The sequence below is a fragment of the Blautia sp. DFI.1.216 genome, assembly GCF_020594215.1.
Classification (GTDB): Bacteria; Bacillota; Clostridia; order Lachnospirales; family Lachnospiraceae; genus Blautia_A; species Blautia_A wexlerae.
On record NZ_JAJDML010000007.1, the window covers coordinates 33,683 to 59,061 of the forward strand.

The 25,379-nt window shown below is 41.1% G+C and carries 28 protein-coding genes, 1 pseudogene and 1 riboswitch; of the genes and pseudogenes, 15 read left to right on the forward strand and 14 right to left on the reverse strand.

Annotated elements, in window-relative coordinates:
• Positions 1 to 73: 73 nt before the first annotated feature.
• From LJE11_RS04295 to LJE11_RS04325, 7 genes are all read right to left on the reverse strand, one after another.
• Complete coding sequence (locus LJE11_RS04295) at positions 74 to 961, reverse strand: AraC family transcriptional regulator (RefSeq protein ID WP_020993272.1); 888 nt, start codon at positions 959 to 961, stop codon at positions 74 to 76.
• 18 nt (positions 962 to 979) lie between these two features.
• Positions 980 to 1,810: a sensor histidine kinase gene (locus LJE11_RS04300; protein ID WP_173706338.1), complete on the reverse strand. Its 831-nt coding sequence runs from the start codon at positions 1,808 to 1,810 to the stop codon at positions 980 to 982.
• The gene (locus LJE11_RS04305) at positions 1,794 to 2,726 is read right to left on the reverse strand and encodes a hypothetical protein (protein WP_227295592.1); all 933 of its coding nucleotides are present in this window, start codon (positions 2,724 to 2,726) and stop codon (positions 1,794 to 1,796) included. Before LJE11_RS04305 ends, LJE11_RS04300 begins: the two co-directional genes overlap by 17 nt.
• A complete protein-coding gene (locus tag LJE11_RS04310) occupies positions 2,727 to 3,449 on the reverse strand; it encodes a LytR/AlgR family response regulator transcription factor (RefSeq protein ID WP_161233264.1) in 723 nt (240 codons plus the stop codon). It abuts the gene before it with no gap.
• Between the two features lie 566 nt (positions 3,450 to 4,015).
• On the reverse strand, positions 4,016 to 5,605 hold the full coding sequence (locus LJE11_RS04315; RefSeq protein WP_161233263.1) for an AAA family ATPase: 1,590 nt from the start codon (positions 5,603 to 5,605) through the stop codon (positions 4,016 to 4,018).
• 215 nt (positions 5,606 to 5,820) lie between these two features.
• Positions 5,821 to 6,117 carry a type II toxin-antitoxin system RelE/ParE family toxin gene (locus LJE11_RS04320; RefSeq protein WP_008707048.1) on the reverse strand — a complete coding sequence of 99 codons (297 nt, stop codon included), beginning with the start codon at positions 6,115 to 6,117 and terminating at the stop codon, positions 5,821 to 5,823.
• Positions 6,114 to 6,500, reverse strand: a complete 387-nt coding sequence (locus LJE11_RS04325) for an AbrB family transcriptional regulator (RefSeq protein ID WP_044996646.1) — start codon at positions 6,498 to 6,500, stop codon at positions 6,114 to 6,116. The genes LJE11_RS04320 and LJE11_RS04325 overlap by 4 nt, the downstream gene beginning before the upstream one ends.
• Positions 6,501 to 6,827: 327 nt before the next feature.
• On the opposite strand from LJE11_RS04325, the gene LJE11_RS04330 reads away from it, so the two are divergent.
• The 11 genes and pseudogenes from LJE11_RS04330 to LJE11_RS04380 all read left to right on the forward strand — a co-directional run bounded on the left by LJE11_RS04330 (position 6,828) and on the right by LJE11_RS04380 (position 15,191).
• Positions 6,828 to 7,811, forward strand: a complete 984-nt coding sequence (locus LJE11_RS04330) for a DUF3878 family protein (protein WP_161233262.1) — start codon at positions 6,828 to 6,830, stop codon at positions 7,809 to 7,811.
• A gap of 39 nt (positions 7,812 to 7,850) precedes the next feature.
• On the forward strand, positions 7,851 to 8,654 hold the full coding sequence (locus tag LJE11_RS04335) for an HD domain-containing protein (protein ID WP_227295593.1): 804 nt from the start codon (positions 7,851 to 7,853) through the stop codon (positions 8,652 to 8,654).
• On the forward strand, positions 8,629 to 9,216 hold the full coding sequence (locus LJE11_RS04340; protein WP_161233260.1) for a M48 family metallopeptidase: 588 nt from the start codon (positions 8,629 to 8,631) through the stop codon (positions 9,214 to 9,216). The genes LJE11_RS04335 and LJE11_RS04340 overlap by 26 nt, the downstream gene beginning before the upstream one ends.
• A 76-nt stretch (positions 9,217 to 9,292) precedes the next feature.
• Positions 9,293 to 10,519 (forward strand): annotated as a pseudogene (locus tag LJE11_RS04345) (endonuclease Q family protein); the annotation flags it as partial.
• A gap of 69 nt (positions 10,520 to 10,588) precedes the next feature.
• Positions 10,589 to 11,047: a metallophosphoesterase family protein gene (locus LJE11_RS04350; protein ID WP_161233258.1), complete on the forward strand. Its 459-nt coding sequence runs from the start codon at positions 10,589 to 10,591 to the stop codon at positions 11,045 to 11,047.
• Between the two features lie 65 nt (positions 11,048 to 11,112).
• Positions 11,113 to 11,544 (forward strand): hypothetical protein, encoded by a 432-nt coding sequence (locus tag LJE11_RS04355; RefSeq protein WP_008707032.1) that lies wholly within the window; start codon positions 11,113 to 11,115, stop codon positions 11,542 to 11,544.
• Positions 11,545 to 11,872: 328 nt separating this feature from the next.
• Positions 11,873 to 12,340: a hypothetical protein gene (locus tag LJE11_RS04360; protein WP_020993270.1), complete on the forward strand. Its 468-nt coding sequence runs from the start codon at positions 11,873 to 11,875 to the stop codon at positions 12,338 to 12,340.
• Positions 12,341 to 12,359: 19 nt separating this feature from the next.
• On the forward strand, positions 12,360 to 12,728 hold the full coding sequence (locus LJE11_RS04365) for a CidA/LrgA family protein (protein WP_020993269.1): 369 nt from the start codon (positions 12,360 to 12,362) through the stop codon (positions 12,726 to 12,728).
• Positions 12,725 to 13,417, forward strand: a complete 693-nt coding sequence (locus LJE11_RS04370; protein WP_022380929.1) for an LrgB family protein — start codon at positions 12,725 to 12,727, stop codon at positions 13,415 to 13,417. The genes LJE11_RS04365 and LJE11_RS04370 overlap by 4 nt, the downstream gene beginning before the upstream one ends.
• Before the next feature lie 406 nt (positions 13,418 to 13,823).
• A complete protein-coding gene (locus LJE11_RS04375; protein WP_118614074.1) occupies positions 13,824 to 14,045 on the forward strand; it encodes a hypothetical protein in 222 nt (73 codons plus the stop codon).
• A 177-nt stretch (positions 14,046 to 14,222) separates the two neighbouring features.
• Positions 14,223 to 15,191 (forward strand): biotin--[acetyl-CoA-carboxylase] ligase, encoded by a 969-nt coding sequence (locus LJE11_RS04380; protein WP_118614072.1) that lies wholly within the window; start codon positions 14,223 to 14,225, stop codon positions 15,189 to 15,191.
• Between the two features lie 63 nt (positions 15,192 to 15,254).
• Here the strand turns inward: LJE11_RS04380 and LJE11_RS04385 are convergent, their stop codons facing one another.
• From LJE11_RS04385 to LJE11_RS04395, 3 genes are read right to left on the reverse strand one after another with little or no spacing between them, the layout of a single operon-like run.
• Positions 15,255 to 16,019, reverse strand: a complete 765-nt coding sequence (locus tag LJE11_RS04385; RefSeq protein ID WP_118614070.1) for a hypothetical protein — start codon at positions 16,017 to 16,019, stop codon at positions 15,255 to 15,257.
• A 4-nt stretch (positions 16,020 to 16,023) separates the two neighbouring features.
• Positions 16,024 to 16,518, reverse strand: coding sequence for a hypothetical protein (locus LJE11_RS04390; RefSeq protein WP_008707022.1), 495 nt, complete (start codon positions 16,516 to 16,518; stop codon positions 16,024 to 16,026).
• Positions 16,519 to 17,025 (reverse strand): RNA polymerase sigma factor, encoded by a 507-nt coding sequence (locus tag LJE11_RS04395; RefSeq protein ID WP_118614068.1) that lies wholly within the window; start codon positions 17,023 to 17,025, stop codon positions 16,519 to 16,521.
• A 478-nt stretch (positions 17,026 to 17,503) separates the two neighbouring features.
• Here LJE11_RS04395 and LJE11_RS04400 point away from each other — a divergent pair, with 478 nt between their 5' ends.
• Both LJE11_RS04400 and LJE11_RS04405 read left to right on the forward strand, forming a co-directional pair.
• Entirely contained in the window at positions 17,504 to 18,655 is a 1,152-nt protein-coding gene (locus LJE11_RS04400) for an alanyl-tRNA editing protein (protein WP_227295594.1), read from the forward strand.
• A gap of 139 nt (positions 18,656 to 18,794) precedes the next feature.
• Positions 18,795 to 19,673 carry an amidohydrolase family protein gene (locus LJE11_RS04405; RefSeq protein WP_118614253.1) on the forward strand — a complete coding sequence of 293 codons (879 nt, stop codon included), beginning with the start codon at positions 18,795 to 18,797 and terminating at the stop codon, positions 19,671 to 19,673.
• Between the two features lie 183 nt (positions 19,674 to 19,856).
• Here the strand turns inward: LJE11_RS04405 and LJE11_RS04410 are convergent, their stop codons facing one another.
• Together LJE11_RS04410 and LJE11_RS04415 are read right to left on the reverse strand one after the other, a co-directional pair.
• Positions 19,857 to 21,035, reverse strand: a complete 1,179-nt coding sequence (locus tag LJE11_RS04410) for a hypothetical protein (protein ID WP_118573992.1) — start codon at positions 21,033 to 21,035, stop codon at positions 19,857 to 19,859.
• 61 nt (positions 21,036 to 21,096) lie between these two features.
• Positions 21,097 to 21,294 (reverse strand): hypothetical protein, encoded by a 198-nt coding sequence (locus LJE11_RS04415; protein ID WP_008707013.1) that lies wholly within the window; start codon positions 21,292 to 21,294, stop codon positions 21,097 to 21,099.
• Positions 21,295 to 21,573: 279 nt separating this feature from the next.
• Positions 21,574 to 21,678: riboswitch (THF riboswitch) on the forward strand.
• Between the two features lie 86 nt (positions 21,679 to 21,764).
• Between LJE11_RS04415 and LJE11_RS04420 the strand changes: the two genes are divergently transcribed.
• Entirely contained in the window at positions 21,765 to 22,325 is a 561-nt protein-coding gene (locus tag LJE11_RS04420; protein ID WP_118614251.1) for a folate family ECF transporter S component, read from the forward strand.
• Between the two features lie 334 nt (positions 22,326 to 22,659).
• Here LJE11_RS04420 and LJE11_RS04425 read toward each other — a convergent pair whose 3' ends face one another.
• Together LJE11_RS04425 and LJE11_RS04430 are read right to left on the reverse strand one after the other, a co-directional pair.
• Positions 22,660 to 23,436: a GNAT family N-acetyltransferase gene (locus tag LJE11_RS04425; protein ID WP_227295596.1), complete on the reverse strand. Its 777-nt coding sequence runs from the start codon at positions 23,434 to 23,436 to the stop codon at positions 22,660 to 22,662.
• Between the two features lie 100 nt (positions 23,437 to 23,536).
• On the reverse strand, positions 23,537 to 24,235 hold the full coding sequence (locus tag LJE11_RS04430) for an SGNH/GDSL hydrolase family protein (protein ID WP_055199843.1): 699 nt from the start codon (positions 24,233 to 24,235) through the stop codon (positions 23,537 to 23,539).
• Between the two features lie 431 nt (positions 24,236 to 24,666).
• Between LJE11_RS04430 and LJE11_RS04435 the strand changes: the two genes are divergently transcribed.
• Entirely contained in the window at positions 24,667 to 25,329 is a 663-nt protein-coding gene (locus LJE11_RS04435; RefSeq protein ID WP_055199842.1) for a F0F1 ATP synthase subunit A, read from the forward strand.
• Positions 25,330 to 25,379 lie beyond the last annotated feature (50 nt).

The window sequence follows — 25,379 nt, forward strand, 5'->3', positions numbered from 1 at the left end:
AAGAGAAGTTCTCTTGCTGACATCTATAACTATATCAGCAGTCTATTAAAAAAAATACAACAAAATTGCGATTTTATGACAGGTTTCTGCGAAATTTGTGAGGAGACATTCCGGTTGCCTGCTGGAACTTTTTGATGAAATAGCTGGTGTTGTTGAAGCCTACTTCCAGTGCGATCTCTGTGACAGAGGAGTCGGAGTGCAGAAGCATAGGCTTGGCTTTCTCAATGCGCAGGTCATTGATATAGGCAATCAGAGTCTTACCGGTATATTGCTTGAACAGTTTCATAAAGTAGTATTCGCTGTAATTAGAGAGAGCAGTGAGCTCTGCTGCGGTCAGCGGCTGTGAATAATTGAGGTTAATGTAGTCCAGGATCTTTTTAATAGAAGCAAGACTTTTGTTCTCATCCTTATCTGCGGGAGTGATGTAATTTCCCATGAGCATTTCGTAGAAAAAGCTGAAGAACAGAGCCTTTAATTTTACGAAATAATATGGCTTTTTTTCTTTATGGCAGGAATGGATCCTGTCAAAAAGCAGGCAGATATTCCCATAATTGTCATCAGATCTGGAAATAATATGGGTAAATTCCGCCTGATTATCCATCAACAGGGAAATGACACGTTCCTGACATAAATCTCCCGCCGGGCCTGACAGGAAGTTCAGGTCAAAAACAATACTCCGGAAATAAAGGATATTCTTCAGATCTGTTTTTATGCCATGGAGAACGCCACGGTTTACAATGATCAGATCACCGGCCTTGACGCGGAGGATCTCTTTGTTCAGACGGACCAGTCCGCTGCCGGATTCAATATAAATCAGTTCCATCTCGTCATGCCAGTGGTTGTAGAGAGAATGGAATATCTCGCAGTTGTCTGTATAGGTTTCTATGGGAAGCTCAAAGGAGCCATGAGAGCTTCGTTCTTTCAGGGTATCATCTACTTCAATCGTGGGAGTAACTGGCATGGAAAGCACCTCCTTTTTTCAGAGATTTTTTATCTGTAGTAAGACAATGGAATCAAAAGTATTATTATGGTCGATCCACTGATAGGAGCCATTATATTTCTGGCAGATATCTTCAATAATAGAAAGTCCATATCCATGAGAACCCGGTTCTGATTTCGTAGTCTTATGTGTAAAACTCTGTAACGGGTTCTTGGTATTGTGCATATATATGGTAAGAAATCCGTTGGAAATGTTTGCAGACAGCCGGATTTCAGGATCAGGATTGCCGGAAGAGCTACAAGCTTCGATAGCGTTGTCCAGAAGATTAAAAAATATACTGCTCAGGTCAGTCGTATTAATGGAAATCTTTTCCGGTAAAAGGATTTCATAGGATACCTGGATATGTTCCTGTTCTGCACGAAGCCGTTTCCCTTCCAGGATTGCCTGTAACAGGTTATTCTGACAGTAAGGATGAAAACGATCCTTCTGAAAAGTCTGATTCAGATTTCTGATCGCAGTATCAGCCTGTTCATATTTTCCCTGTTCCAGAAGTATCTGGAAATCCTGAAGTTCCTGTACAGTTTTGGTCTGAAAATCCCGAGTATCCTGTCTGCGGATCTGAAGACTGTAATCCTGTTCCTGTTTTAATTGTTTCTGCTTTTGAAGAAAAGCCAGTTCCATTTCAGTATTGGATTTCTTTAATACATCAGAAAGCACGCAGTATAAAAGAATACAGATAAGGATTATAAACACTGCCAGGATCAGAAACATATGATCAATTTTTTCTGTATAAATCGTAGACAGAAAATATAACAACTGGAATACAAAGAGGAAGAGAAATAAAGGAATCAATTTAATGTTCTTTTTCATGACTGCAATCCTCCTCTGGTTGTTTTTCTTGTGGTCTGCAATTAAGCCGGGACAGAACAGAAGCGGTATATGTTTCTGCTTCCTCATATTTTTTCATATCCATCAAATACATGACAGACATGATGTGATTCTCAATATCGTGATTCCATTTCCGGAGACTGGCATATTCATTACTTAACTGAACGGAATCATTTATCTGCTTTTTCATCAGCTCAATTTCCATTTTTTTCTGTAAATATTCCCTGTGCTGTTGGGCTAAAGAACGGACTGCACGCAGAAACAACAGATAACTGCCGATGCATATGATCCAGTAAATGATGCTCAGAGCCAGAACTGCTTCGGGTTTTTTCTGAAGGGAAATTATAACATTGAGAAAAACCGGAGCGATCAGTGGCAGTAACAGTTGTAAAAAGGTGAGTATTTTCAAATAATCTATACACTGCCGCAGGATTTCTGATATTTTCCAGAGAAGAAACAGGCCAAGCAGGATGTTGGAGAGTTCGATAACGAAATATTCTGCAGGTGAACAGCTGGATATCAGGTTGTGCGGAGTATAGGTATTGGTCGGTATAAAAAGATTATGAAGTGCAATGAAAACACTGGTACATAAAATTTCCGGACAGATTATCAGCAGCTGGAAAATAAAATAAACAGCTAATTTTTTCATAAAAGATGCCTGAAATAAAAAAAGTGTTACAAGAAATGTTGTAAGCTGAAATACGATTGTAATTCCATTATGCTGTGATTCACGCTTGAACCAAAATAACAATGCCATAAATACTGACAGACATAAAAGCAGTGGAAGTGAGATCTTGCATTTGCGGGGCAGGATCCTGCAGCAAAAGTAAAACAGTCCAAAACACAGATAAAGGCTGGATAGAATACACAAAAATAAATTGATCATATGACTGCTCATTTACTGCACCTCCCTGTGACCGGCAAGCATCATGAAAGCAAACGCGTCCTTAAACTGCTGGTAATAAGATCTGCTGACAGGGATCTCTGTATTATCAGAAAGTATAATGCCCTTATGACTGTAAGTACGTACAGCATGAAGATTAACGGCAAAGCTGTTATGGCAGAGACAGAAATCTGGTTTCATTCTTTCTGTAAGAGCTGTCAGTCTTTCTTTTGTTGTATAGGTTCCTGTTCTGGTATAGATCGTGGTCTGCCTCAGATTTCGTTCCAGATAAAGAATATCGGAGCAGAGCACCTGATAATTGCGTGAATTTCCGGAGAAATACAGATATCGTGTATGCAGTTTCTCGAGCTTCTGGCACGCTGCTCTCAGAGCCAGAGGAAGATACTTTTCCATCTGCTGTTTATGGATAAAGTAGGCATGTTCTGTCTCATATACTGCGGTAGCATATTGTAGATACTGGCTGATAAAAATAATCTGAGTGTCCGGGCTGATATGGTTGATCTTTTCTGCAAGTGAGATGCCATTTACAGTGTCAGAACCAAGATCAATATCTGTCAGTACAATGGAATAAGGGCATCCATTTTCAGCAGCAGCCAGGAGAAATTCATCACCGGATGTGAAATGCGTTATTTCAAAAGCTCCCGGAGGATACTTTTGCAGAATAGTATGTATTATTTCATAATGTGAAGGGTTGTCTTCGCAGATTGCAAGTTTCAAAATTGGATTAAGCTCCTTTGGATTAAAGTGGTTGTAGTTTCTTATGTCGGTGACAATATCTGTCGGATATGCCAGATGGATAAAATGAACTGTATTTCCAATAATCATACTATAAAAAATAACGGGATGCAATTTGTCTGTGAGGAAGATTGGAAAAAATTGGTTAAATATGTAGTGAAATATAGTTGTTTGTGTGAATGCATGCGATTTCGGGAGTCTGTGTGATACAATCAGGATATGGAAACAAAGAAGCGATTTTAAAGATTTTGTACGTGAAAAAAATTATTATTCCTGGTACTTTCAAGCGCTGAATATAGAATATATGTGAAAGCGGTATTGTTTCCATGGGAGAAGAAAAATATTATAAGAATGACTGTCTGAAAATCATTATGGACATATATAAAGTGATTGGAAGTATCAGGAAACTTCTGGTAATAATACAAATGGCGAAGGAATAGACAGAGAGTGGGAATGGGTTAGCTTACAAGAGCTTCCCATTCCTGCTTTTCTTTTTTCGTATAGATAATCGGTAAGATGTTCTCCGTAAAGGACAATCAGCCCCTTTATTATTTCTCAGAGTATTTTTCGATTACACAATTATGTGTTTTTTGCTTCTTATCATAAGAAATTCCAACAAGTAAAATATTGTCAGTATAATTTGCAACAGCCTCAGGGTACTGCCTGTTTTTTATCTGCCGGATTGCGGTTTGGGCATTTTGATTCCATTTTAACTCAACAACAAGTGCAGGGTAATCTCTGGAATATTCTAGCTTTGGAAGGTAGACAAAATCTGCAAAACCTCTGCCTGCAGGAAATTCACGTATAGGTTTAAAATAATACCGCATAGTGCTGAGATAACCGATGGACAGAATGCTGCTGAGGGAGTTTTCGTTGTTGTACTGAATAGCTGAAGCGTATTCATTGTGTATTTTTTCAATGGATCTGGCCACAGTGTCTGTGTCCATGTCCAGAGTGGCATCCAGCAACTCTGAGGATTCCTGCTGGAATGTCAGAAATTCATTCCATTTCTTTCGTTTAACAGCTTTGGCAAGTTCCTGACGGATTTCTTCGTTTGGAACAAATGCAGAATGAGTGTCCTGATCATAACCCAGATATCCCAGATGGATCAGGCAGGTAAGAATATCATCTCTGCAGGTAAAGTTCACCATATCATTCTGGAAAGTCGTAGGATCGATTTCTACGGAATTACCGGACAACATTTCTATAATGGCAGTTTTGAGTCCGTCAAAATCCATATTGATCAGAGGCACAATTGCTTCGTAGGTTCCGGTATCCGACCAGTAGCTTTGGAATTTATTCCAGATCATTAATTCTACTACTGCTTTAGGATTGTATACCTGATATTGCTCCAGCAGATAACCGTCATACCAGTGCTTGGTTTTGGAGAAATCCCGGTGGTATTTTTCGCAGAGCATTCGTACTTCTTCCTCCGTAAAGCCAATATATCTGGAAAAGATCCTGGCGTCAGTCATTGTAAACTCCGCAAAATTGTTCAGAGCTGACTGTGTTTTGATTTTTTTGATTGGAAGAATCCCGGTGAGGTAAGCCAGTTGAATATATTTGGTAGGTTCAGAACCTTTGAACATACCGCGGAGAAAGTTGATGTATTCCTCTTGGACTACCAGGTCGGTAGAGGCATCTCGGATTAAAACATCCCATTCATCAATAATTACTACGAACTTTTGACCAGTGGCAGTGTTAATGCAGGACAGAGCCTCAGGCAGAGAGCTTATGGAGTCAGGCAGAATTTCAGGGTAATAATTTCTTAATTCCAGAATCGTTTTTTCAGTGATGTAGGAAACTACATTCTCCGGACCGCCGGCTGGTTCCATACACCATTGAATATCCAGATGGATCACATCATATTGATTCAGATATTTCGTGAAACCAGGTGCCTGACCGATTTCCAGAGATGAGAACATTTCTTCGGAACTACAGCCTTTACAGTAATATGCGGTGAGCATATCGGCAGTGATGGATTTCCCGAACCTACGGGGGCGACTGTTGCATATGAATTTTGCAGTGGTGTCCATAACCTTATTTGTATATGCCAGTAAACCGGTTTTATCTACATAGATTTCTGAATTCAGCGCAACCTGAAAAGCGCTGTTTCCCGAATTTACAAATCGTCCCATGGAAATGACTCCTTTCTGTTCAGTGTTTTTTATCATGTATACTGATTGGTTTCTTTGTTCTATTGTAAAATGCTATATTCAGAATGTCAATGAGACATGGCAAAGATATCTGACATCTGATACGGGAGCGCAGGAATAAATTTTGTCAATAGAATAATCCCCTGGAAGTACTGATTAACTTCCGGGGGATTATCTTGTGATACAAATATGTACTGTTATATAGTGCGTATATAACGTTTTAACTCCTCGTAAAAATTTTCTCTGGTTCCGGCCATGATAACGATGATTATCAAATCATCAAGCTGTCTCACCCGATATGCCAGTTCATAATTAGTTTTATTATAATAAATGTCATAACCGTACATTCCTGCCAGATCACCTGTCTTTTCTTCGCCGATGGAATAATCTTCACATATCATTTCAATAGCTTCTTTGTACAGAGATTTCAGCTTTTTATCTTTAAGTTTTTTCAGAAATTTTGCTGCAGGTGGAAGGATCTGTACCTGTGTCATTTTTCATCCTCCGTTCCGAAAACATCCTCTAAGGAGTATCCTCCTGATTTAGATTCTGCGACCCGGTCTGCTTCGGCAAGCATTGCTTCAACTGCCGGACGGATTTTTCGCTGTGTCTGTTTAAATTTCTCAAGTAATTCTTCACCGCTATATCCCTGTCTGATCAGATCGGCAAGAATCTGTTCGGCAAATTCACCACTGGTATTTTCTTTAACGGGGCGTAAAACCAGTTCGTTTCCACGCATGATACATTCTGCTTCCGTATTAAAACCCAGAAGCGTAAAAAATTTTTGCGGGATAGTAATCTGGCGTTTAGATGAAATACTGACTTTTTTTGATTCCATGGATGCGCTGCCTTTCAATGGGATTGTTGCTGTTGCCATTCGTGTATGCCTCCTTCCTATTTTATGTTTGTTTATTCTGTAATATACATACTGCTTGGTTTCTTTGTTCTTTGTTATATTGTAAAATATTATGTTTGGGATGTCAATTACAGAGAAGTAAAATCAGTTTCTTTATTGAATAGAAAAATTTTTCTATTTGGCAGAAAATATGATTAGTGATATCATAAAAATATATCTGTAAAATTGTGCAAATGTATCCTGCTTCTGCATTGCGGTAATTCCATGAAACGATGCAATGGATTCTTCTATCAAGTGTGTTAAACAGAATCGGCGAAAGACATTGTACAGAAACAGCAGGAGTTAAGGATGGAAGATATAATGGAAGACAATTTTGAAAAATTAAATCTGCTTCTGGAGCAGGAACAGTGTGAATTTGTGGATATTCCAGATGGTTTTACCGGACAGACGGAGAGTGGAGAATTACGACTGATCTATCTGATGAATGATGCAGTGGAGAGTTTTCTGGTTCTGAAAAATGCCAGGATGACGGGAAATTATGTCAGGGATTATGAAGGTGAGTTTGAGGGCTCTGTAGAGAAGGCAGACAGGGATTTATGTGAAGCAGAGTATATTCTGGTGGTTCATCAGGGGCGAAATGTGTTTACTGTATTTTTTGAAGATATTTTGCTGGAAACTCATCTGTATAATTATGGAGAGCTGGGACATTTCTGGGTGGAAGGATATGAAAACTTGAGAGTCATGGAGTATCAGATTGCCATATTGCGTGATAAATATGAGTATCTGGGAGAAAAATATTGCACTGAGTATGAAGGAAAGCTGGCAATGCTGCGTGATTTCCCGCCGTTAAACTATCTTTTTTATCCGGCAGTACCGGAGAAGTATATTGTTCCGGTGGACAATCCATGGGAGGTAACGGCGGAAGCACTGGCAGTTATGCAGGAACTGGCAACGGAAGCAGGAGATGAAAAACTGGGAAAAATGCTCAGGCGTTATGAAAAAAATCCGGATATATCAAATGCCAAAAAGATAGCCGGAATGCTTTGCAGGAGCAGTCATTTACCGGTGATTACTCTGCTGGGAGAAAAAATCAGGGAAGCAGCATCGGTCTATCCGGACAGAGATTTTGGCAGAAAACAGAATAAATATCTACATGAATTGATGGAAAAAGCTGAACGAAGAAAAGAAGAATTGGAAGCAGAGAATGTTCAGACTCTGATCTACAGAGAAGAACCTTTCATTTATGACTGTGATTCCATATCGTTTCAGGTATATCTTATGATTGTGAGAAAAGGTGTATGGAAGCAGAAAATAATGGTTGAGAAAATATAAAGTAGTCCGAACAGGAATAAAGAAGGGATTATAATAATAATGGATAAATTATTAGACTTAACAAGAGACTTTGATGTAGCGAAAGCTGCTTTTGAAGTATATCTGGATGAATATGACAGAGCGGATGATAAGATTCATCTGAAAATCGTACATACTTATGGAGTGGTTGATGCAGCAGAGGACATTGCCCGCCGTATGGGGCTGGGTGAGGAAGATGTACAGCTGGCGAAGGTAATCGGATTGCTCCATGATATTGGAAGATTTGAACAGATTAAACGATTTGACAGCTTTGAACCGGGAACCATGGAGCATGCAGCATATGGTGCACAGCTTCTGTTCGGACCGGAGAAAATGATCCGCAGATTTGTGAAGGATGACAGGTTTGACAGTCTGATCTGCACTGCGATTGAGAAGCACAGTGATTTCAAACTGGAAGGAATTACGGACGAGAGAACCCTGCTTCATGCAAAGTTAATCCGAGATGCAGACAAGCTGGATAATTGCAGGGTAAAGTTGGAAGAGTCAATGGAAACACTTCTGGGAGTGGATGAGAAGGGTGTTGGTGAAGGAGTAATCGCACCAAAGGTATGGGAGTCCTGTATGGCAAAGGAATCTGTATTATCTTCAGACAGAGTTTCAAAAGTGGACTACTGGATTTCCTATATTGCTCAGTATTATGACATCAATTTCCCGGAAACCTATGAGATCATGCGTGAACATGATTATGTGAAAAGGATCATGGACAGGGTTCCTTATGCATTGCCGGAAACACAGGAAAAGATGGATATTCTGGCAGCAGAGATGGAGGAATATATGGATGAGAGAATTCGAAACAAAAAATAATCAGGAGAAATTCACCTGCGGAGAATTCGAATATCAGGTCATAAGAAGTGCCAGAAAAACCATGACTCTGGAGGTTCGCAGGGATGGAAATGTAATCGTTCGCGCACCTCTCCGTACAGGTCTGCCGAGGATCAAAAGATTTGTAAACCAGAAGCAGGAGTGGGTTCTGGGATGTCTGGAACGGACAAAAGAATACCGGGAACAGAAGCCGCTGAGCGCAGATCTGAGCGAAGCGAAACGAAATGTCTATATACGAAAAGCAAAAGAAACGATTACCAAAAGAGTTTCTTATTTTGCCAGACTCATGGGCGTTTCTTACCGCAATATCACCATCAGAGAACAGAAAACAAGATGGGGAAGCTGTAGCAGTGAGAAGAATCTGAACTTTAACTGGAAACTGATACTGGCACCTCCGGAAGTGCTGGATTATGTAGTGGTACATGAACTCTGCCATCTGAAGGAAATGAATCATTCGAAGGCATTCTGGGATGAGGTCGGGAAAGTAATGCCGGAGTATGAGACGTACAAGTTGTGGCTGAAAGAAAATGGATGGAAGTTATAAATATATCTTTGGGTGTTGATATTTTATAACTCTTGAAAAGAAATACTTTGATGTGAATTTAAGGGGATAAATGTTAATGAAAATGATAGCTGATCTGCACATTCATTCCAGATTTTCCATGGCGACAAGCAAAGAGGGCACGCCTGAAAATCTGGATTCCTGGGCGAGAAAGAAAGGAATTTCACTGATTGGAACAGGTGATTTCACGCATCCGGTATGGAGAGAAGAACTGAAGGAGAGATTTGTTTCAGAGGGAAACGGCCTGTATCGCCTCAGAGATGCATTTGTAAAAGAAGAAAGCCGGAAGTTCCCGGGAGAAGGAACACGTTTTGTTGTCTCCGGGGAAATCAGTTCTATTTATAAGAAAAATGGAAAGACCAGAAAAGTACACAATGTAATCCTGCTTCCCAGTTTGGAGGCAGCAGATGCCATGGCACAGCGTCTGGAAAAAATCGGAAATATTCACTCAGATGGTCGTCCGATTCTTGGTCTGGACAGTCATGATCTTCTGGAAATGATGCTGGATGTATGCCCGGAAGGAATTCTGATTCCGGCTCATATCTGGACACCGCATTTCTCTGTATTAGGTGCGAAATCAGGATTTGATTCTGTAGAGGAATGTTTCGAGGAACTGGCACCGTATATACATGCACTGGAAACAGGGCTTTCCTCTGACCCGGCTATGAACTGGAGAATTTCCAAACTGGACCGCTATCAGCTTGTATCCAATTCAGATGCACATTCCCCGTCTAAGCTGGGGCGCGAGGCGAATCTGTTGGATATTGACTGTTCCTATGAAGGACTTTATCGGGCAATCCAGACTGGCGAAGGGCTGGAAGGAACAGTAGAATTTTTTCCTGAAGAGGGGAAATATCATTTCGATGGTCACAGAAAATGCGGTGTATCATTAAGCCCGGTGGAAGCAGAACGGCTTGGAGGAATCTGCCCTGTCTGCGGAAAGAAGCTGACCATGGGCGTAGATCACAGAGTAGAACAGCTTGCAGACAGAGCGGAAGGTTTTGTGAAAAAAGATGGTAAGAAATATGAAAGCCTTGTACCTCTGCCGGAAGTGATTTCTACATGTATGGGCTATTCCACTGCAAGTAAGAAAGTGCAGGGGTGTTTTGAACAGATGATTCAGACACTGGGGACAGAATTCGACATTCTGCGAAATGTACCGTCAGAAGATATTAAATCCTGTGCAGGAGAACGGATTGCGGAAGGAATTGAAAATGTAAGAACCGGAAATGTGAAGAGAATTCCGGGGTATGATGGGGAATATGGAAAGATTGAATTGTTTGATGAAAATTAAACATAGAATGATGAAATTATAAAACGGCCTATAAGAGAATGATTAGCGAGGAAATAGTGTATGAAGAAAATAGGGATTATTTCAGATACCCATGGCCTGCTCAGGCCGGAAATACTGGAAATTTTAAAGGGTTGCGACTGTATTATCCACGCAGGTGACGTAAACAAACCGGAAATTCTGGATACACTGCGTATGATGGGTTCTATTTATGTAGTCCGAGGAAATAACGACAAAGATTGGGCAGAGGGAATGGCGAAAACCTTACACTTTACCATAGAAGGGGTAAAATTTTTCATGACTCACAATAAAAAAGATGTAGACTGGGACTTAAAAGATACACAGATAGTCATCTTCGGACACACCCATAAATATTTCGAAAAAATAATAGACAGCCGCCTATGGCTAAACCCGGGAAGCTGCGGCCCCAGACGCTTCGACCAGGAGATTACCATGGCAGTAATGACAGTTGACAATGGAACCTATCAGTGGGAAAAGGTTGCCATGATTCCTGAAAAGTAAACAGAAGACAAAGTAGATTGGTCAGGAGGGAAGAAGAAATACACAGTAATGAAAGTGGTGATAATATGCACAAGTGGAATGAGATTACAGATGAGAATTCGCTGAAGGAATTTATGGAAAGAGTGTCGTTTTTCCATGATAGCTGTATCAAAGAGATGCATTATCTGAGCGGAGCATATGTTAATGAAAACCTGGATATGTATCCTGTAAACGATCGCAGGATTCTGAGAGTAATAATACAACGGCAGTATGAAGAAGATTCAATGATTGAAATGGAATTTCAGGGATTAAAATACTTAAAGTTATTTCCGGCAGACGAACGCTATTCATGCGAAATACTCGATTCCAATATAATTCTGAAAGAGGATTGTATCATTTGGAGCGACTGCGAAGATAAAACAGAGCTGGAAGATGGAGACACAGGAACTTTGGTATGTGCATCTAAACTTCGATGGCGTTCGATTTTCGGATATATGGGAGAGAAGAATTATTGGTAGGTGTGCCCTTTCCCACATTTTTTTTGACCCAAGGGGTGTGTAACAGCACAGTCTCTACTTCAATAATCCTTTGGATAAAGCCTTTATAATTTATGTAAAGTATATCGTATTTATTCTTTTTCGTAAAGAAGTCTGGATGGAAGCACTGCTTACCACAGTATAATATCAGTATAATATATAGAAGAAAAAGTTTTTGCAGAAAAGAATCAGGATTCTGTAAAAACTTTTTTTTTACGCAGAAACAACCTTGCAATTTGTGATGAATACGCTATAATTAAAAAACGTAATGAACCGAGATTGGTTAGACCAATATAAAGGAGTTGAATATTTGAAAAATAAAAAAGAACGAGACTGGAAGTTTATCATCGGTATGATTGTTCTGCTCGCCATTTTTGCTGTAATGGGAGGTGCTTTCTGGAATATGGTAGGAAAGCAGGCACAGATGGTCAGGGAGGAAGAGCAGAAAGAGGAAGCAAATGCTATTTCTGCAATCTATATCGAGACAGGAGAATTTTTGAAGACCGGAGTTTTTGTGGATCTGAACAATGGAACTATTTTCAGCGCAGACATACCGGCAGAGGGCATTTACAATAAAAAAGGAAAATTAATTTCCGATGATGTATTGGAAAATGGGGATAAAGTAAAGATATACGGCGATGGGATCATGCTGGAATCTTTCCCGGGACAGTATCCGGGCGTGACAAAGATCCAGAGAACCGGTCGAGCATCTCTCGAGGAAACTCAGGAGTACGAAGATCAGGTAACTGGAATGATGAAGCCTGTAGCCGTTCAGTAAGGATTAGAGGAGACTGAAAATGAAATACGTAAGACAATTCTGGATTATTTTACTGATATCCGCAATGGGAGAGGCATTACATGTTCTGATCCCGCTTCCTGTACCTGCAAGTGTGTACGGACTGGTGATCATGCTGATCGCACTGGGAACACACATTATCAGGCTGGAACAGGTCAAAGAAGCAGCTGAATTTCTCATAGAGATCATGCCGGTTATGTTTATTCCGGCAGGTGTCGGATTGCTGACAGCCTGGGGCATACTGAAACCGGTATGTGTGCCGATCATTCTGATCACAGTGATTACCACAGTTGTGGTAATGATTGTGACAGGTCGTGTCACACAGGCAGTTATTCGTATGGACAGAAAGAAAGGACAGAAAAGATCATGACACAATTTATGAGTAATTCCCTGTTTTTTGGTGCAGCGATCAGTCTGATCGCATATGAGGCAGGACTTCTTTTGAAAAGAAAATTTAAGATGGCAATTTTTAATCCACTTCTGATTGCGATCATTGCAGTAATAGCGGTGCTTTGTTTACTGCATATTGATTATGACACCTATAATCAGAGCGGTCAGTATATCAGCTACCTGCTCACACCTGCAACGGTCTGCCTGGCAGTTCCGCTGTATCAGCAGATGGAACTTCTGAAAAAGAATCTGAAAGCTGTAATCATTGGAATTGTTTCCGGTGTGCTTGCCAGTCTGGTCAGTGTGCTGATCCTTGCAAAGCTGTTCAGCCTGAGTCATGAACAGTATGTAACACTTCTTCCGAAGTCTATTACAACTGCCATCGGAATGGGCGTTTCTGAAGAACTTGGAGGTATTGTGACTATTACAGTTGCAGTTATTATTATTACCGGTGTTCTTGGAAATATGATCGCAGAGACTGTGATCAAACTTGCGCGTATTGAAGAACCAATCGCTAAGGGCCTGGCACTTGGAACCTCTGCCCATGCTATCGGTACTGCAAAGGCAATGGAGCTGGGAGAAATAGAAGGTGCCATGAGCAGCCTTGCGATTGCGGTTGCAGGTCTGCTGACAGTTGTAGGTGCATCTGTGTTTGCTCAGTTTATGTAAAAAATATAACATTAAAATCAGATAAGAGGATTGTCGTGGCAGGTGATGAGTGGCACGGCAGTCTTTTTTTATGTTATAGGAAATTACTCCGTAATGTTCCTATAACATAAAAAAGCCCTCCGGGCAGGATCGCACTGCGACGGGGAGGAATTATGTCGCTGAAGCGACCCGTCGCAGGCGGAGAATCCTGCAAGCAGGATTCTTTCTTAATTTTAAGTTTCAGAATCCGGAAAAATTTATAATGAAAAAAACGGCAAACAAATGTTCTAAAAACTCTTCCATTTTTGAAATGGGTATGTTATTATATATCAAAAGAAAGAGAATATATGTTCGGAAAATATGTTCGGACATAATCGATCAGAGGATAAGGGCGATTTTTATCTGTCTGACATGAAGGAGGAGTAAAATGATGAATGCAGTAAATACCACACAGAGAATGAGAAGAAAGGAAAGACATAAATTTTCAAGGACAATGGCAGTAATCCTGGGGCTGATCGTCACCTTGGAAGTGATGGTTGCAGGTGGTATGATATTTAATATTGATTTTCATTCTGCTGACATGGTTGCAGTAATTATGGGATTTATGGTGTTATATGCGGGGATTGTGGCAATCCTGACAGACAATTGATTACTGTACGGAAAATGTTACTGAGAACGGAGTGAACAGTAACACCGGAAAATTATGTGATAAGATATTTCCGGTAGAACATTAGACAAAAAGCATACCAGATGATATGATTAGCAGTAGATGATCAGAGAAGAGATAACGTGAAAATAATGGGACAGAAAGTAAGAAAGGGAAATTATGACTGTAAAATCAAGTCTTTTGGAAATGCTGGAGAAGAATAAAGGGGAGATACTTTCAGGTGAGAGCATTGCCGGTGAGTTGGGATGTACCAGGGCAGCAGTGTGGAAGGCAGTAAAGTCGCTCCGGGAAGAAGGGTATCATATAGAAGCAGGACCGAATAAAGGATATATGCTTGCGAAGGATACGAACCGTCTGTCGCAGGAGGGAATCCGCCTGTTTCTGGATGATCCGAAGGTTAAGATAGATATTTATGATGAACTGGAATCTACGAACCAGACTGCCAAGAAAGAAGCTATGATGGGAGAGGCCGGACATGGGGCATTTGTCATTGCCAGGAGCCAGACTGCAGGCAGGGGGCGCAGAGGCCGGGAATTCTATTCTCCTGCAGATACAGGTCTTTACATGAGTGTGATCCTGAAGCCACAGGGAACCATACATGACAGTCTGCTGATCACAACTGCGGCAGCAGTGGCAGTCTACAGAGCAGTTGCTCAGCTCTGTGGAATCCAGCTTGATATTAAATGGGTTAATGATCTGTTTCATAAAGGAAAGAAAGTCTGTGGAATACTCACAGAGGCTGTCACAGATTTTGAGAGTGGAAATATTGAGTTTGTGGTAGTTGGCATGGGATTGAACCTCTATCTGGACCAGGAGAACCTGCCGCAGAAATTAAGAAGTATAGCAGGAGCCCTTTATGAGACAAAAGAAGATGCGGAACAGACTGACCGTAATAAACTGACTGCAATGATCGTGAACGAGTTGAGAAAAGAAACAGCAGATCTGAAATTATCTCCGGATTATGTGACACATAACATGATCCCGGGACATCAGATCACAATTACAGACGGAAACTCTTCCAGACAGGCATTTGCATTGGAGATATGTAGGGACGGACGGCTGAAAGTACGGGAAGAAGATGGACAGGAGACAATATTGTCCTTTGGAGAAGTTTCGGTATCCATGTGAGGATAATGAGAATGGGATTGTTACATGAAGGTAGATTCCTTGATGTGACAATCCCATTTTGTGTCATGATTCAGAATTTGTTGTTTGTGATGAAGCATCCTCCTGAGACACTTCGGCGGCAGACTCTTTTTTCAGAGATACCGGGCTTTTGTTGTTTGCGGTGTCCGTGACATCGATATCTGTACAGCAATCAGGATTTACTGTGTCTGTGGTATTTTTAACCGCGTCAGTTTCCATATTCGGAACATTCTGCTGATACGGACGATAAGGTGTCCAGTAATGTTCTTCCTCAGTAAAGCTGTCAGGCTGTTCTTCATCCAGTGCATCCTTCTTGCGGGTGAGAATATAAATCCCTGTAAAAATGATAGCAGCTGCAATCACAAGCTGCGGCAGATGATATGTGAATCTGCTGATAACATCAGCCAGATATCCGGGTAAGATCATATAGAGGAAATCTACCAGAGTGTTCCATAGAATAGAAGCACCAAGGAAAATCAGCAGAATCGCAGTTATCTTTCCGTGATGTTTGAGCAGAGAACTGATGTCTCCTGCCAGTTCATCCATATGAAGGACATAGGAATCTTCTATGGAGTAAAATTCTTCCTCAGAAAGAGACTTCAGATTGTGCACATTAAAGAAACTGTAGAACCATATGATCGGAATCAGGAACACAAGCCAGTCCATTCCGGTACATGCTCCGATGGCAAAGACACCCCAGAATAAGAACATAATACTGATTCCCTGTTTTTTGAATCCCATGTACATTTCTCCTGCGCCTGGGATCAGGGAGAAGATAAAAAGCCAGAATCCACGTTTTTGTTTTTGCATACTTTTATTTGCCTCCATTCATTAATTTGCTGGAAAAATCACTGACATATTTTATAAAAGAGCTGGTGCCATCACCAATGTTCTGTCCGAGTTCTCTGGTGAACTGGTAGAGTCTGCCGTTTTCATGTTCGGGTAATATTCTGTCTGTCTGAGAGGAAGTATCCTGATATAAGGAAGTGAAATCCAGATTTGGGATACTGAATAAAAGCAACAGGGCAACCATCACACCGGCAGCAGTCTGAAGACTGTAATGGAGCAGCTGGATTTTGCGGGATGCTTTATTTGCTGCCCGGGCAAGCTGCACTTCACCGGAGCCTGCTTTGTCCAAAATCTGTTCCATCAGATAGGAGGGAGCAGTATCCGTACTGTTGTTTTCCTGTTCCATCATCTGATCCAGACAGAAATCGCAGTGATCAAGATGTGACAGAAACTCAATGACTTCCTGTGTGTTCATATTTCCGTTGTCAAATTCTATTAAATCCTTCTTATTAATATGCATCTAATCACCCCTTTCAAGCATTTTTTTCAGCATTGCCCTTGCGCGATAGAGCTGTGTCTGAATTGTTTTCGGATTTTTCCCTGTCTGCTGTGCAATCTCAGGTACTGATAATTCTTTGCAGAAATGCGCGTAAGCGACTTCTTTGTAAGGACTTTTCAACTGCATACACAATGCTTCTACGTGAGTGTTGGCTGCAGTTTTCATATATTCATCTTCGGGAGAGGATTGCCTGTCCGGAATCTGGGAAAAGTAGGTGTCTTCTGTTGGAATACTTCGCCGCCCGGCTGCTTTCAGATAATCCAGACACTTTCGGACAGCGATCTTACTTAACCAGGCTTTCTCATAATTACCATCAAAGCGGGAAAGGTTCTTATAGGCAGACAGAAAGACTTCCTGAGTGAGATCTTCGGCATCAAATGGATTACCGACAGATTTCAGGCAAATCGAATATATTAAGTTCTGGTATTGCTTAATCAGATATTCCAGATATTGCTTTTCTGTGATCATTACTGTCTCCTTTTCCCTGTTCATTTAATTATAACGCAGGAGGTGGGGGAATGGATTCAGATATTGGAAATTTTGAGAAAAAAGGGACGCGCAGAAAAATAGTTTGTTTTGTGTGCGGTTTCGGACACTAAGATATTCTAAGCTGCCAAAAATCTGCTAAAGGCATGAGAAAAATGCCACAAACTCGCCGCATGGGGCTCAGACAGTGTGTCATTTTTCTCATAACGCAGATTTTTGCCGGCTAAGAATATCTAAGTATCCTGCAAATGCACACAAAACAAACTATTTTTCTGTGCTGGTTGTTGGCTGTTGGTTAGCGGATTTTTTATAAAAATATCTCTAAGTGATGGTCTTGCGAACCTGTCTGATTTGGTCTATACTTGATTGAAATGAAATGAAATGAAATGAAATACAGCATTTATGTTTATATGGAAGATAATGCGGGGCAATATGACAGATTAACAAGGAGAGACAGATCATGACAGAAACAAGACGTTTATACTATGAAGATGTATATAAAAAAGAATTCACCGCAACCGTAGTAGAGTGCAGAGAGCAAAAGAAAGGTTATGCGGTCATTGTGGATGAGAGTGCTTTTTATCCGGAGGGCGGTGGTCAGCCGAGTGATGTGGGAACGCTGGGTGATGCAAAGGTGACAGAGGTTCATGAGAAAGATGGAGAATTACTTCATTATACTGATAAGGCTCTGGAAGTGGGGGCGAAGGTTGAAGGAAAGATTGACTGGGCGCGTCGTTTTGACCTGATGCAGCAGCATTCCGGTGAGCATATGGTCAGCGGTATTATCCATGAGAAGTATGGTTATGACAATGTGGGTTTCCATATGGGGAGCGATGTGATCACTGTAGATTTGAATGGTATGCTGGATGATGCGCAGCTTGCAGAAATTGAGCGGGAAGTAAATGAGAGAGTGTGGGAGGATAAGGAAGTTAAGATTACTTATCCTGATGCTGAGGAACTGAAGACTATTGATTACAGAAGTAAGAAGGAACTGACAGGACAGGTTCGTATCGTGACTTTCCCTGGTGTTGATGTGTGTGCATGTTGTGGAACTCATGTGACACATACAGGTGAGATTGGAATGGTGAAGCTTCTTTCTGTAGTGAAATTCCATGATGGCATCCGTATGGAGATGATCTGCGGTAAACGTGTTCTGGATTATCTGAATATGGTGAATGAGCAGAATCATCAGATTTCCATGAAGCTTTCTGCAAAGATGGACAGAACAGCAGATGCAGTACAGCGTCTGCAGGATGAGAATTTCCGTATGAAAGGTCAGGTTGCCCGCATGGAAGAAGAGATGTTTAGGGCAGAGGCTAAGAAATGGGAAGGTGCAGGAAGTGTCCTGATCTTCAAAGAAGGTCTGGAAGCAGATTCTGTACGTAAACTTGCGGATGCAGTGATGAATACCTGTGAGGGCTGCTGTGCAGTATTTTCCAGAAATGAGGATGGAAGCTATAAGTATGCCATGGGCGAGATTGACGGGGATTTACGGCAGTATACAAAGGAAATGAATGCTGCATTAAACGGAAGAGGCGGCGGAAAGCCATTCTTTGTCCAGGGCTCTGTGCAGGCAACAGAAGACGAAATCCGAAATTTTTTCGAGAAATAAAAAACGGTAGATAAAAGATTAAGTAAACTTGCGGAGCAGTTATTGAGTATAGAGCTACATAGCGGAGCGGATGGGTTTATCCGTCTGACTGTGTGTTTTGAGTTAGGAAAGCAGCAGAGAAAAGGAAGAGAAACGGGAAATGTTTGGAGAATGTCATGCGCATATCATTATGGATGGCGTAAATTACCGCCATGCAGTTGATATGCATAAAAATGGACCGGACGACAAGATAATAAGAGAGCATCTGAAAGCATACCAGAAACGGGGAATTGCTTTTGTACGTGATGGTGGTGATGCGTTAGGTGTTTCTGCGAGAGCGAAAGAGCTTGCACCAGAGTATGGAATAGATTACAGAACTCCGATATTTGCCATTCACAAAGAAGGGCATTATGGTTCTATTGTGGGAAATGGTTTTGCCACAATGGTGGAATTTCATAAGCGTGTTTTGGAGGCGAAACAGGCAGGGGCAGATTTTATTAAGATTATGACTACCGGGATTCTGGATTTTAATGAACATGGAGCGATTACCGGAACACCTCTGGATGGGTCAGAGGTAAAGGAAATGGTACATATTGCACATGAAGAAGGTATGGCTGTCATGTCCCATACCAACGGAGATTACGGAGTGCAGGCAGCAGTGGCTGCCGGAGTGGACAGTCTGGAACATGGAAACTATATGAATGAAGAAAGCCTTGCCATGCTGGCAGAGAGCGACACAGTCTGGGTTCCGACTCTGGTTACAGTGAGAAATCTTCTGGGAGACGGACGTTATGATGATGAGACTCTGAAACCAATCATAGAATCTGCAGAAGAGAATATCAGAAAAGCATTCCGGCTGGGAATAAAAACAGCCCCCGGAAGTGATGCGGGGGCTTACAGAGTTCTTCATGGAAAAGGAATCCGGGATGAAGTTCAGTCCTTTGCAGAAATTCTGGGAGATCAGGATGCTGCATACCGCTGGCTTGCGGAAGGTGAAGCGGAAATCAAGAAGAAATTTACGGTTACTGTTCACTGGTGATATCCCGCGAGGTGTTTTGTGTGAGCGAAGGTCACAGAAAACCCGAGACATACCGCGCGGATTTATGCGATTAGCATAAATTAAGTTTGTGAAGCAAACGATACTCCTTGGGCATTGCACAAGGAGGTTCATATTTCCTGCATCGCGAAGCGTGTTGCTGAGAACGGAGTGAACAGTAACAATTTACGCATCCTGTACCTTAATTGCTGTATAAATATTAGAAGATTTTGATTTGGATGGATGGAAGGTAACACACACATAGTCGCCGTATTCCATACCGCCTGCAGTGAGATCCTGCGCGTTTTCTGTACGGAAGGTATCTATGGCACCGTCATCTGTCTGTACAGTGATGGTGTTGGCAGTACTTCCAATGATCGTGCCGGTTACTGTAAAGGAAATATGTTTGTCATTAATGGTATCAGGATCCTCACCTGTCACAGCAATAATACGGACTTCTTCCAGGGATGTTGTTTCCAGATCTCCGATATAAGTAACATTAACATGAGATCCCGGGGCAATTCCTCCCTTGAAGTAAGCGGGGATTGCTGACATATCCAGATTAAAGGAGGTGTCACTTCCGGCAGGAAGAATCCGGAGGATATTCAGATTTACTCCCTGTACAGTTGCCAGCAGCTGTTTTTCTTTATTTTCTATTTGCTCCGGTGTCTGTGTGAGTTTTGGATCCGGAGTTGGGGTGGGATCCGGTATTTCCAGATCTTTCAGATCTGAAATACTCAGCACTTTCAGGTGACTGGCATTTAAGGATGCGGAAGAATCATTGGAGGTATCCGGGAATTTCCCCTTGAATGTAAGGTAAACCCAGTCACCGGCTTTGATTCCATTCTGATAATACTGTTTTGTTCCTGTGATCGGATAGGTGGCTGTTTTTCCCTTCTTTGATTTTATTGTGATGGTATTGGAAGTCAGGGAAATGACCTGCCCATGTGCAGTGCGCTTTTTCAGTTTGTTTTTTTTATGAAATTCATCTACAACCTTCAGAACATGTACACTGCCTGTGTCAGTACCGGAAAGCTGACCTTCGTAAATGATACTGATCTCATCGCCGGTGATCATGCCGCCTTTACATTCCAGAGTGGCATTGGAAACATTAAATACATAGGAGGCACTGTCCGTGTTCAGAATAAGCTGGCTTCCTGAAAAATCCTGCAGGGTACCGGAAAGTTCATCCATATAGATACGGTCTTTTGTTTCGATTTCAGTTGTGGTGTCAGATGAAGAAGTAAGTTCCCGGACGGATGTGTCTCCGGTGGATGTGAATTGTTCCAGTATGGTTTCAGGGCTGCATCCGGCAAAAGAAAAGCTAAGGCCGGCACAGACACATGCAGCAAGCAGTTTTTTCATAATACAGACAGGACCTCCGATAAATCATTCGTTTGAACATGATTCCTGCCGTATGCAATAATTATTTACAGGGAGGGATATTGCTTTCCGGCGGTTCGGGGATAAAATCAAAAATTTTCCGGTAGCTTTCCCATTCGTCATTGTCTTTGGCAGGAGTGCATATCAGACCGGTACATTCCGTACAGGCGTTGGTATTCAGGTAATTATCATAACATATATTATAAGGATTTTGGCAGTTATTTTTGCATATTTCTGACATTTTTTTACCTCCATGATTATAGCAGACCGGGACGGAATATCTGTATTCATGTAATTTCTCATTGCTGAAGATGCCGGACTGCTGCATAATGTTATAGTATTAGTATATGCGGCTGTTTTATTCATAGACTTACGAGTGTTTGCAGCAATATTCTTAAGTAAAAAAAGCAGACCATTCGTATAGAATGAACAAAAAACAGCATTCAAATTTGTGAAAATAATAACGGAAAATATATTGCAATTTCTATGGATTGTGTTATAATTTCGATAAATAAATAATAGCGAAGTAGGATTTTATGCGTCAAGTGTTCACAGGCTGGGGAGTCGCCGTGAAACGAAAAGCAGAAAGCGTGCTGCTTACGATATAATTTCCGCACCCGTTGCTACATATGAGAGCATCTCATAATGTGGAGGGATTATTATTTATGTAACTACTCTATTTTTTAAACACATTATGGAGGTGTTTTTATTATGCAGAAAAAACAATATTGGAACGTAAAAACATTGGTGTTCATGGCTCTTCTGATCGCCATGCATCTGGTACTCACACGAGTTCTGGTCATTGATCTTGGTGCGTACCGTATTTCTGTGGGAAGTGTATGTACAATCCTTGCAGGTCTGTGGCTGGGACCGGTGGCAGGCGGTGTCTGTGGATTATGTGCAGATATTATCGGGTGCTTTATGAAAGGCTATGCTGTAAATCCGTTTATCACAGTTGCAGCAATCCTCTGGGGTGTGCTTCCTGCTCTTGCAAAACCATTCTTTGCAAACAGAAAGAAAACAGGAAAGACAGTTGGTATTTGCGTATCTATCGTGGTAACTGCAGTTCTCAGCTCTCTGGTGCTTACAACAGCAGGACTTGTGATCATGCTTGGATATAATTTCTATGCGATCATGCCCGGAAGACTGGTACAGTTTGCAATCATGATCCCGATTTACTGTGTATTAACATGTCTGCTGTATTTCAGCCCTCTGACAGCGATGGTTGTAGGAAATACATCACCTGCAGTGCTGAAAAACAAAACAGTATAATTGAGTTACTGTTCACACACCACTATTCCGCGAGGTGTTTTGGCATGAATATTCCAAAATCCCGAGACATACAAGCCAAAATTCCATTGCCGCAGGCAATCTGGAATGAATTTTGGCTACGTTACTGTGAACGGAGTGAACAGTAACATAATTGAGTCAGAGATAAAATACAGAATAAGACTTGAATATTAAAATTAAAATGATATACAACATAGTTGGCGCGAACTATGTTAAATGAATCAACTGATTCCCCGAAAAAGAAAAGTTAAAATCTATAAAAATTAAGAACTATCTGTAAAAGCAGAAAATGAAAACGCTTTACAGATAGTTCTTTTTATTTCTCAGGTGGGAAATTTCCATTTTCATCCGGCTGTACGCGGAACCAGTAAGTATAAAGCTGCTGGAATCCAAGTGATCTGTATAATGCTCGGGCATTGTCATTTCCCTCTACAACCTGAAGATATGCATTCTGTGCACCTTTTTTCATTCCTTCTTTCAGAAGTCCTGTGCAGATCTGACGGGCATAGCCATGTTTGCGGTATTCTTCTTTGACATGGATGGCGTAAATACCGATGTAGTCTCTGTCCAGGATACCAAGCCCTGTTGCAATGATCTGCCCGTCTATGCGGATGCAGGCGCAAATGGTTTCTTTGAGGATTGCCTGATACATGGATGGTACAACTTTTCTGTGAATCGGATTTATAGTATTTTTTAGATTGAACAGACTTTCAATCCATTCAGACGGAATGTTATTGTAGAATGTTACATCAGGATATGGAGTATCCAGCCGTGCGGCGTTCATGCTCATTGCCATGACATTGGTGGTATGCTGGATGGCATATCCCCGATTCTCCAGAACATAATCAAAGTCAGGAGAGACAAGAGGACTGATCTTAAATACAGCGGGGGTTCCCAGACGCTTATATACGCTTTCACAGTATGGGATTTTTTCCCGCCAGGTGAGGGTGGAATTGCCGAACTGTTCTACGCTGTTGGTTCTGTGTGTATAAAAATAAGAAAATCTCAGGATCCAGCCGTCGTATAATTCCATCTTGTGAGATGGCCAGGCATTCAGAGACATATCTTCAATCTGTTTAATTGTAGTTTCCATAATATAAGGAAGACTCCTTTCCATAATAAGTCCGCAGATATGAGCGAGGACAGTGATTTATTATACAAAGTTCCGGGAAAATGCGCAATAGTTTATCTGTTCAGGGATTGTTATCAATGCTTTGAAGGAGAGGGAACAGTTTCTCGGCCAGAAGCTTATGCCCATACAAAGTAAGATGAATCCCGTCTGTTGTTATGGCATCAAATCCCGATTGAGTTGCTTCCTTATTAAAATAGTTATGCAGAGGCAGAAATGGAAGTCTGAATCTGACAGAGAGCTGTCGGATAATATCAGACATGGTATGGACATAGGGAATCCATGTCTCATATTCTTCCGGATGTGGAAAGATAAAGGGTTCCATAAGGATTACCTGCCTGGCATCTGCAGTGAGCAGATTCAATAATTCATTGTAATGAGTGGCAAACTCTCTCATCATCTGTTCTTTCTGAGAATCCGTCCGGTCTGTGTTCATTATCAGACCGATATCATTGATGCCGATCAGCAGAGTTATAACAGGAGAGCAATGCAAAAAAATACGGTGTTGACGGATATTTTCAAGGACTCTTGCCACAGTGAAGCCATCTATGCCACAGTTCCTGAAATGTATGGCACCTGTTGATCTATCTGTTAACTGTACAGCGCTTGATGAGCGTCTGACGGTATCTGCGGATATGGAGAAAGAAGGAGGCTGATTACGGAACATTTCTGAGAGTATCTGTACATACCCATTTCCCAGAGGAAAATCTTCAAATAAATGATTACAGTCCGTAATACTGTCTCCCAGACAAATGATTTGCATAAAAAACCTCCTGTTTGGTATTACCAATATAAGGATTGGTAAGTGCAGAGATATAAAATTTATATAAAAACCATATAAAATAATATCATCTGCTTACAGTTCGGTCAATGAAAATTGCCTTTTTTTCGTGAAAATGCATTAAAAAAATTATGAAAATCTATTTTTCAATCAAAATATCTGGATGAAATGCACAAAAAGAAAATCTATTTTTGCCAGAAATAGTCAAAATAATTGTTGACTTTTTAACGGATTTTAATATAATAATCTCAAAATCTTGAATCGATGGAAAGCTTATGAAATATTTTACAGACATAAGTTTAGGAATCCTGGCTGAGGCATCTGAGGCAGACAGCATAAAAAGCCAGAATATCTTCCGGAGATTTAAATAGAAAAAGGAGGGAAAAGAAACGGGTAATTTAGCAGACACGTTAATGGAAGAACTTCAATGTAAGACAGTTTTTACCATACCGGTGTTTGGAGGAATACCAGTTGCAGAGTCAGTAGCAGTGACATGGGTGATCATGGCAGTGCTTTTAATTTTGTCATTGGTGCTCGTAAGAAACCTGAGTGTGGAAAACCCCGGTAAGAAACAGATTTTGTTGGAAACCGGTGTCAGTTTTCTTCATGATTTCTTTAAGGATATCCTTGGAGAAGAGGGAAAAATGTATATTCCCTATCTGATGACAGTTGTCATTTACATTGGAATTGCAAACATTTTCGGTGTGTTTGGATTTGTACCGCCTACAAAGGATTTGAACTGTACGATCGGTCTTGCACTCACAAGTATTTTTCTGATCGAGTATGCAGGATTCCATAAGAAAGGTCTGAAAGGCTTTCTTAAAAGCTTCGCAGAGCCGGCACCGATTATGCTGCCAATCAATATTCTGGAGGTCGCCATTCGACCCACATCACTTTGTATGCGACTTTTTGGTAATGTGTTAGGAAGCTATGTGGTTATGAAACTTCTTGAGTTTATATGCCCGGCAATTATTCCTATCCCATTCAGCCTGTATTTTGATTTCTTTGACGGATTCATTCAGGCTTATGTATTTGTATTCTTAACTTCTTTATTTATCAAAGAAGCTATTGAATAAAAAAGACTACTGTTCATACAGGAATATGACACCTATATAAGACCTGAGAC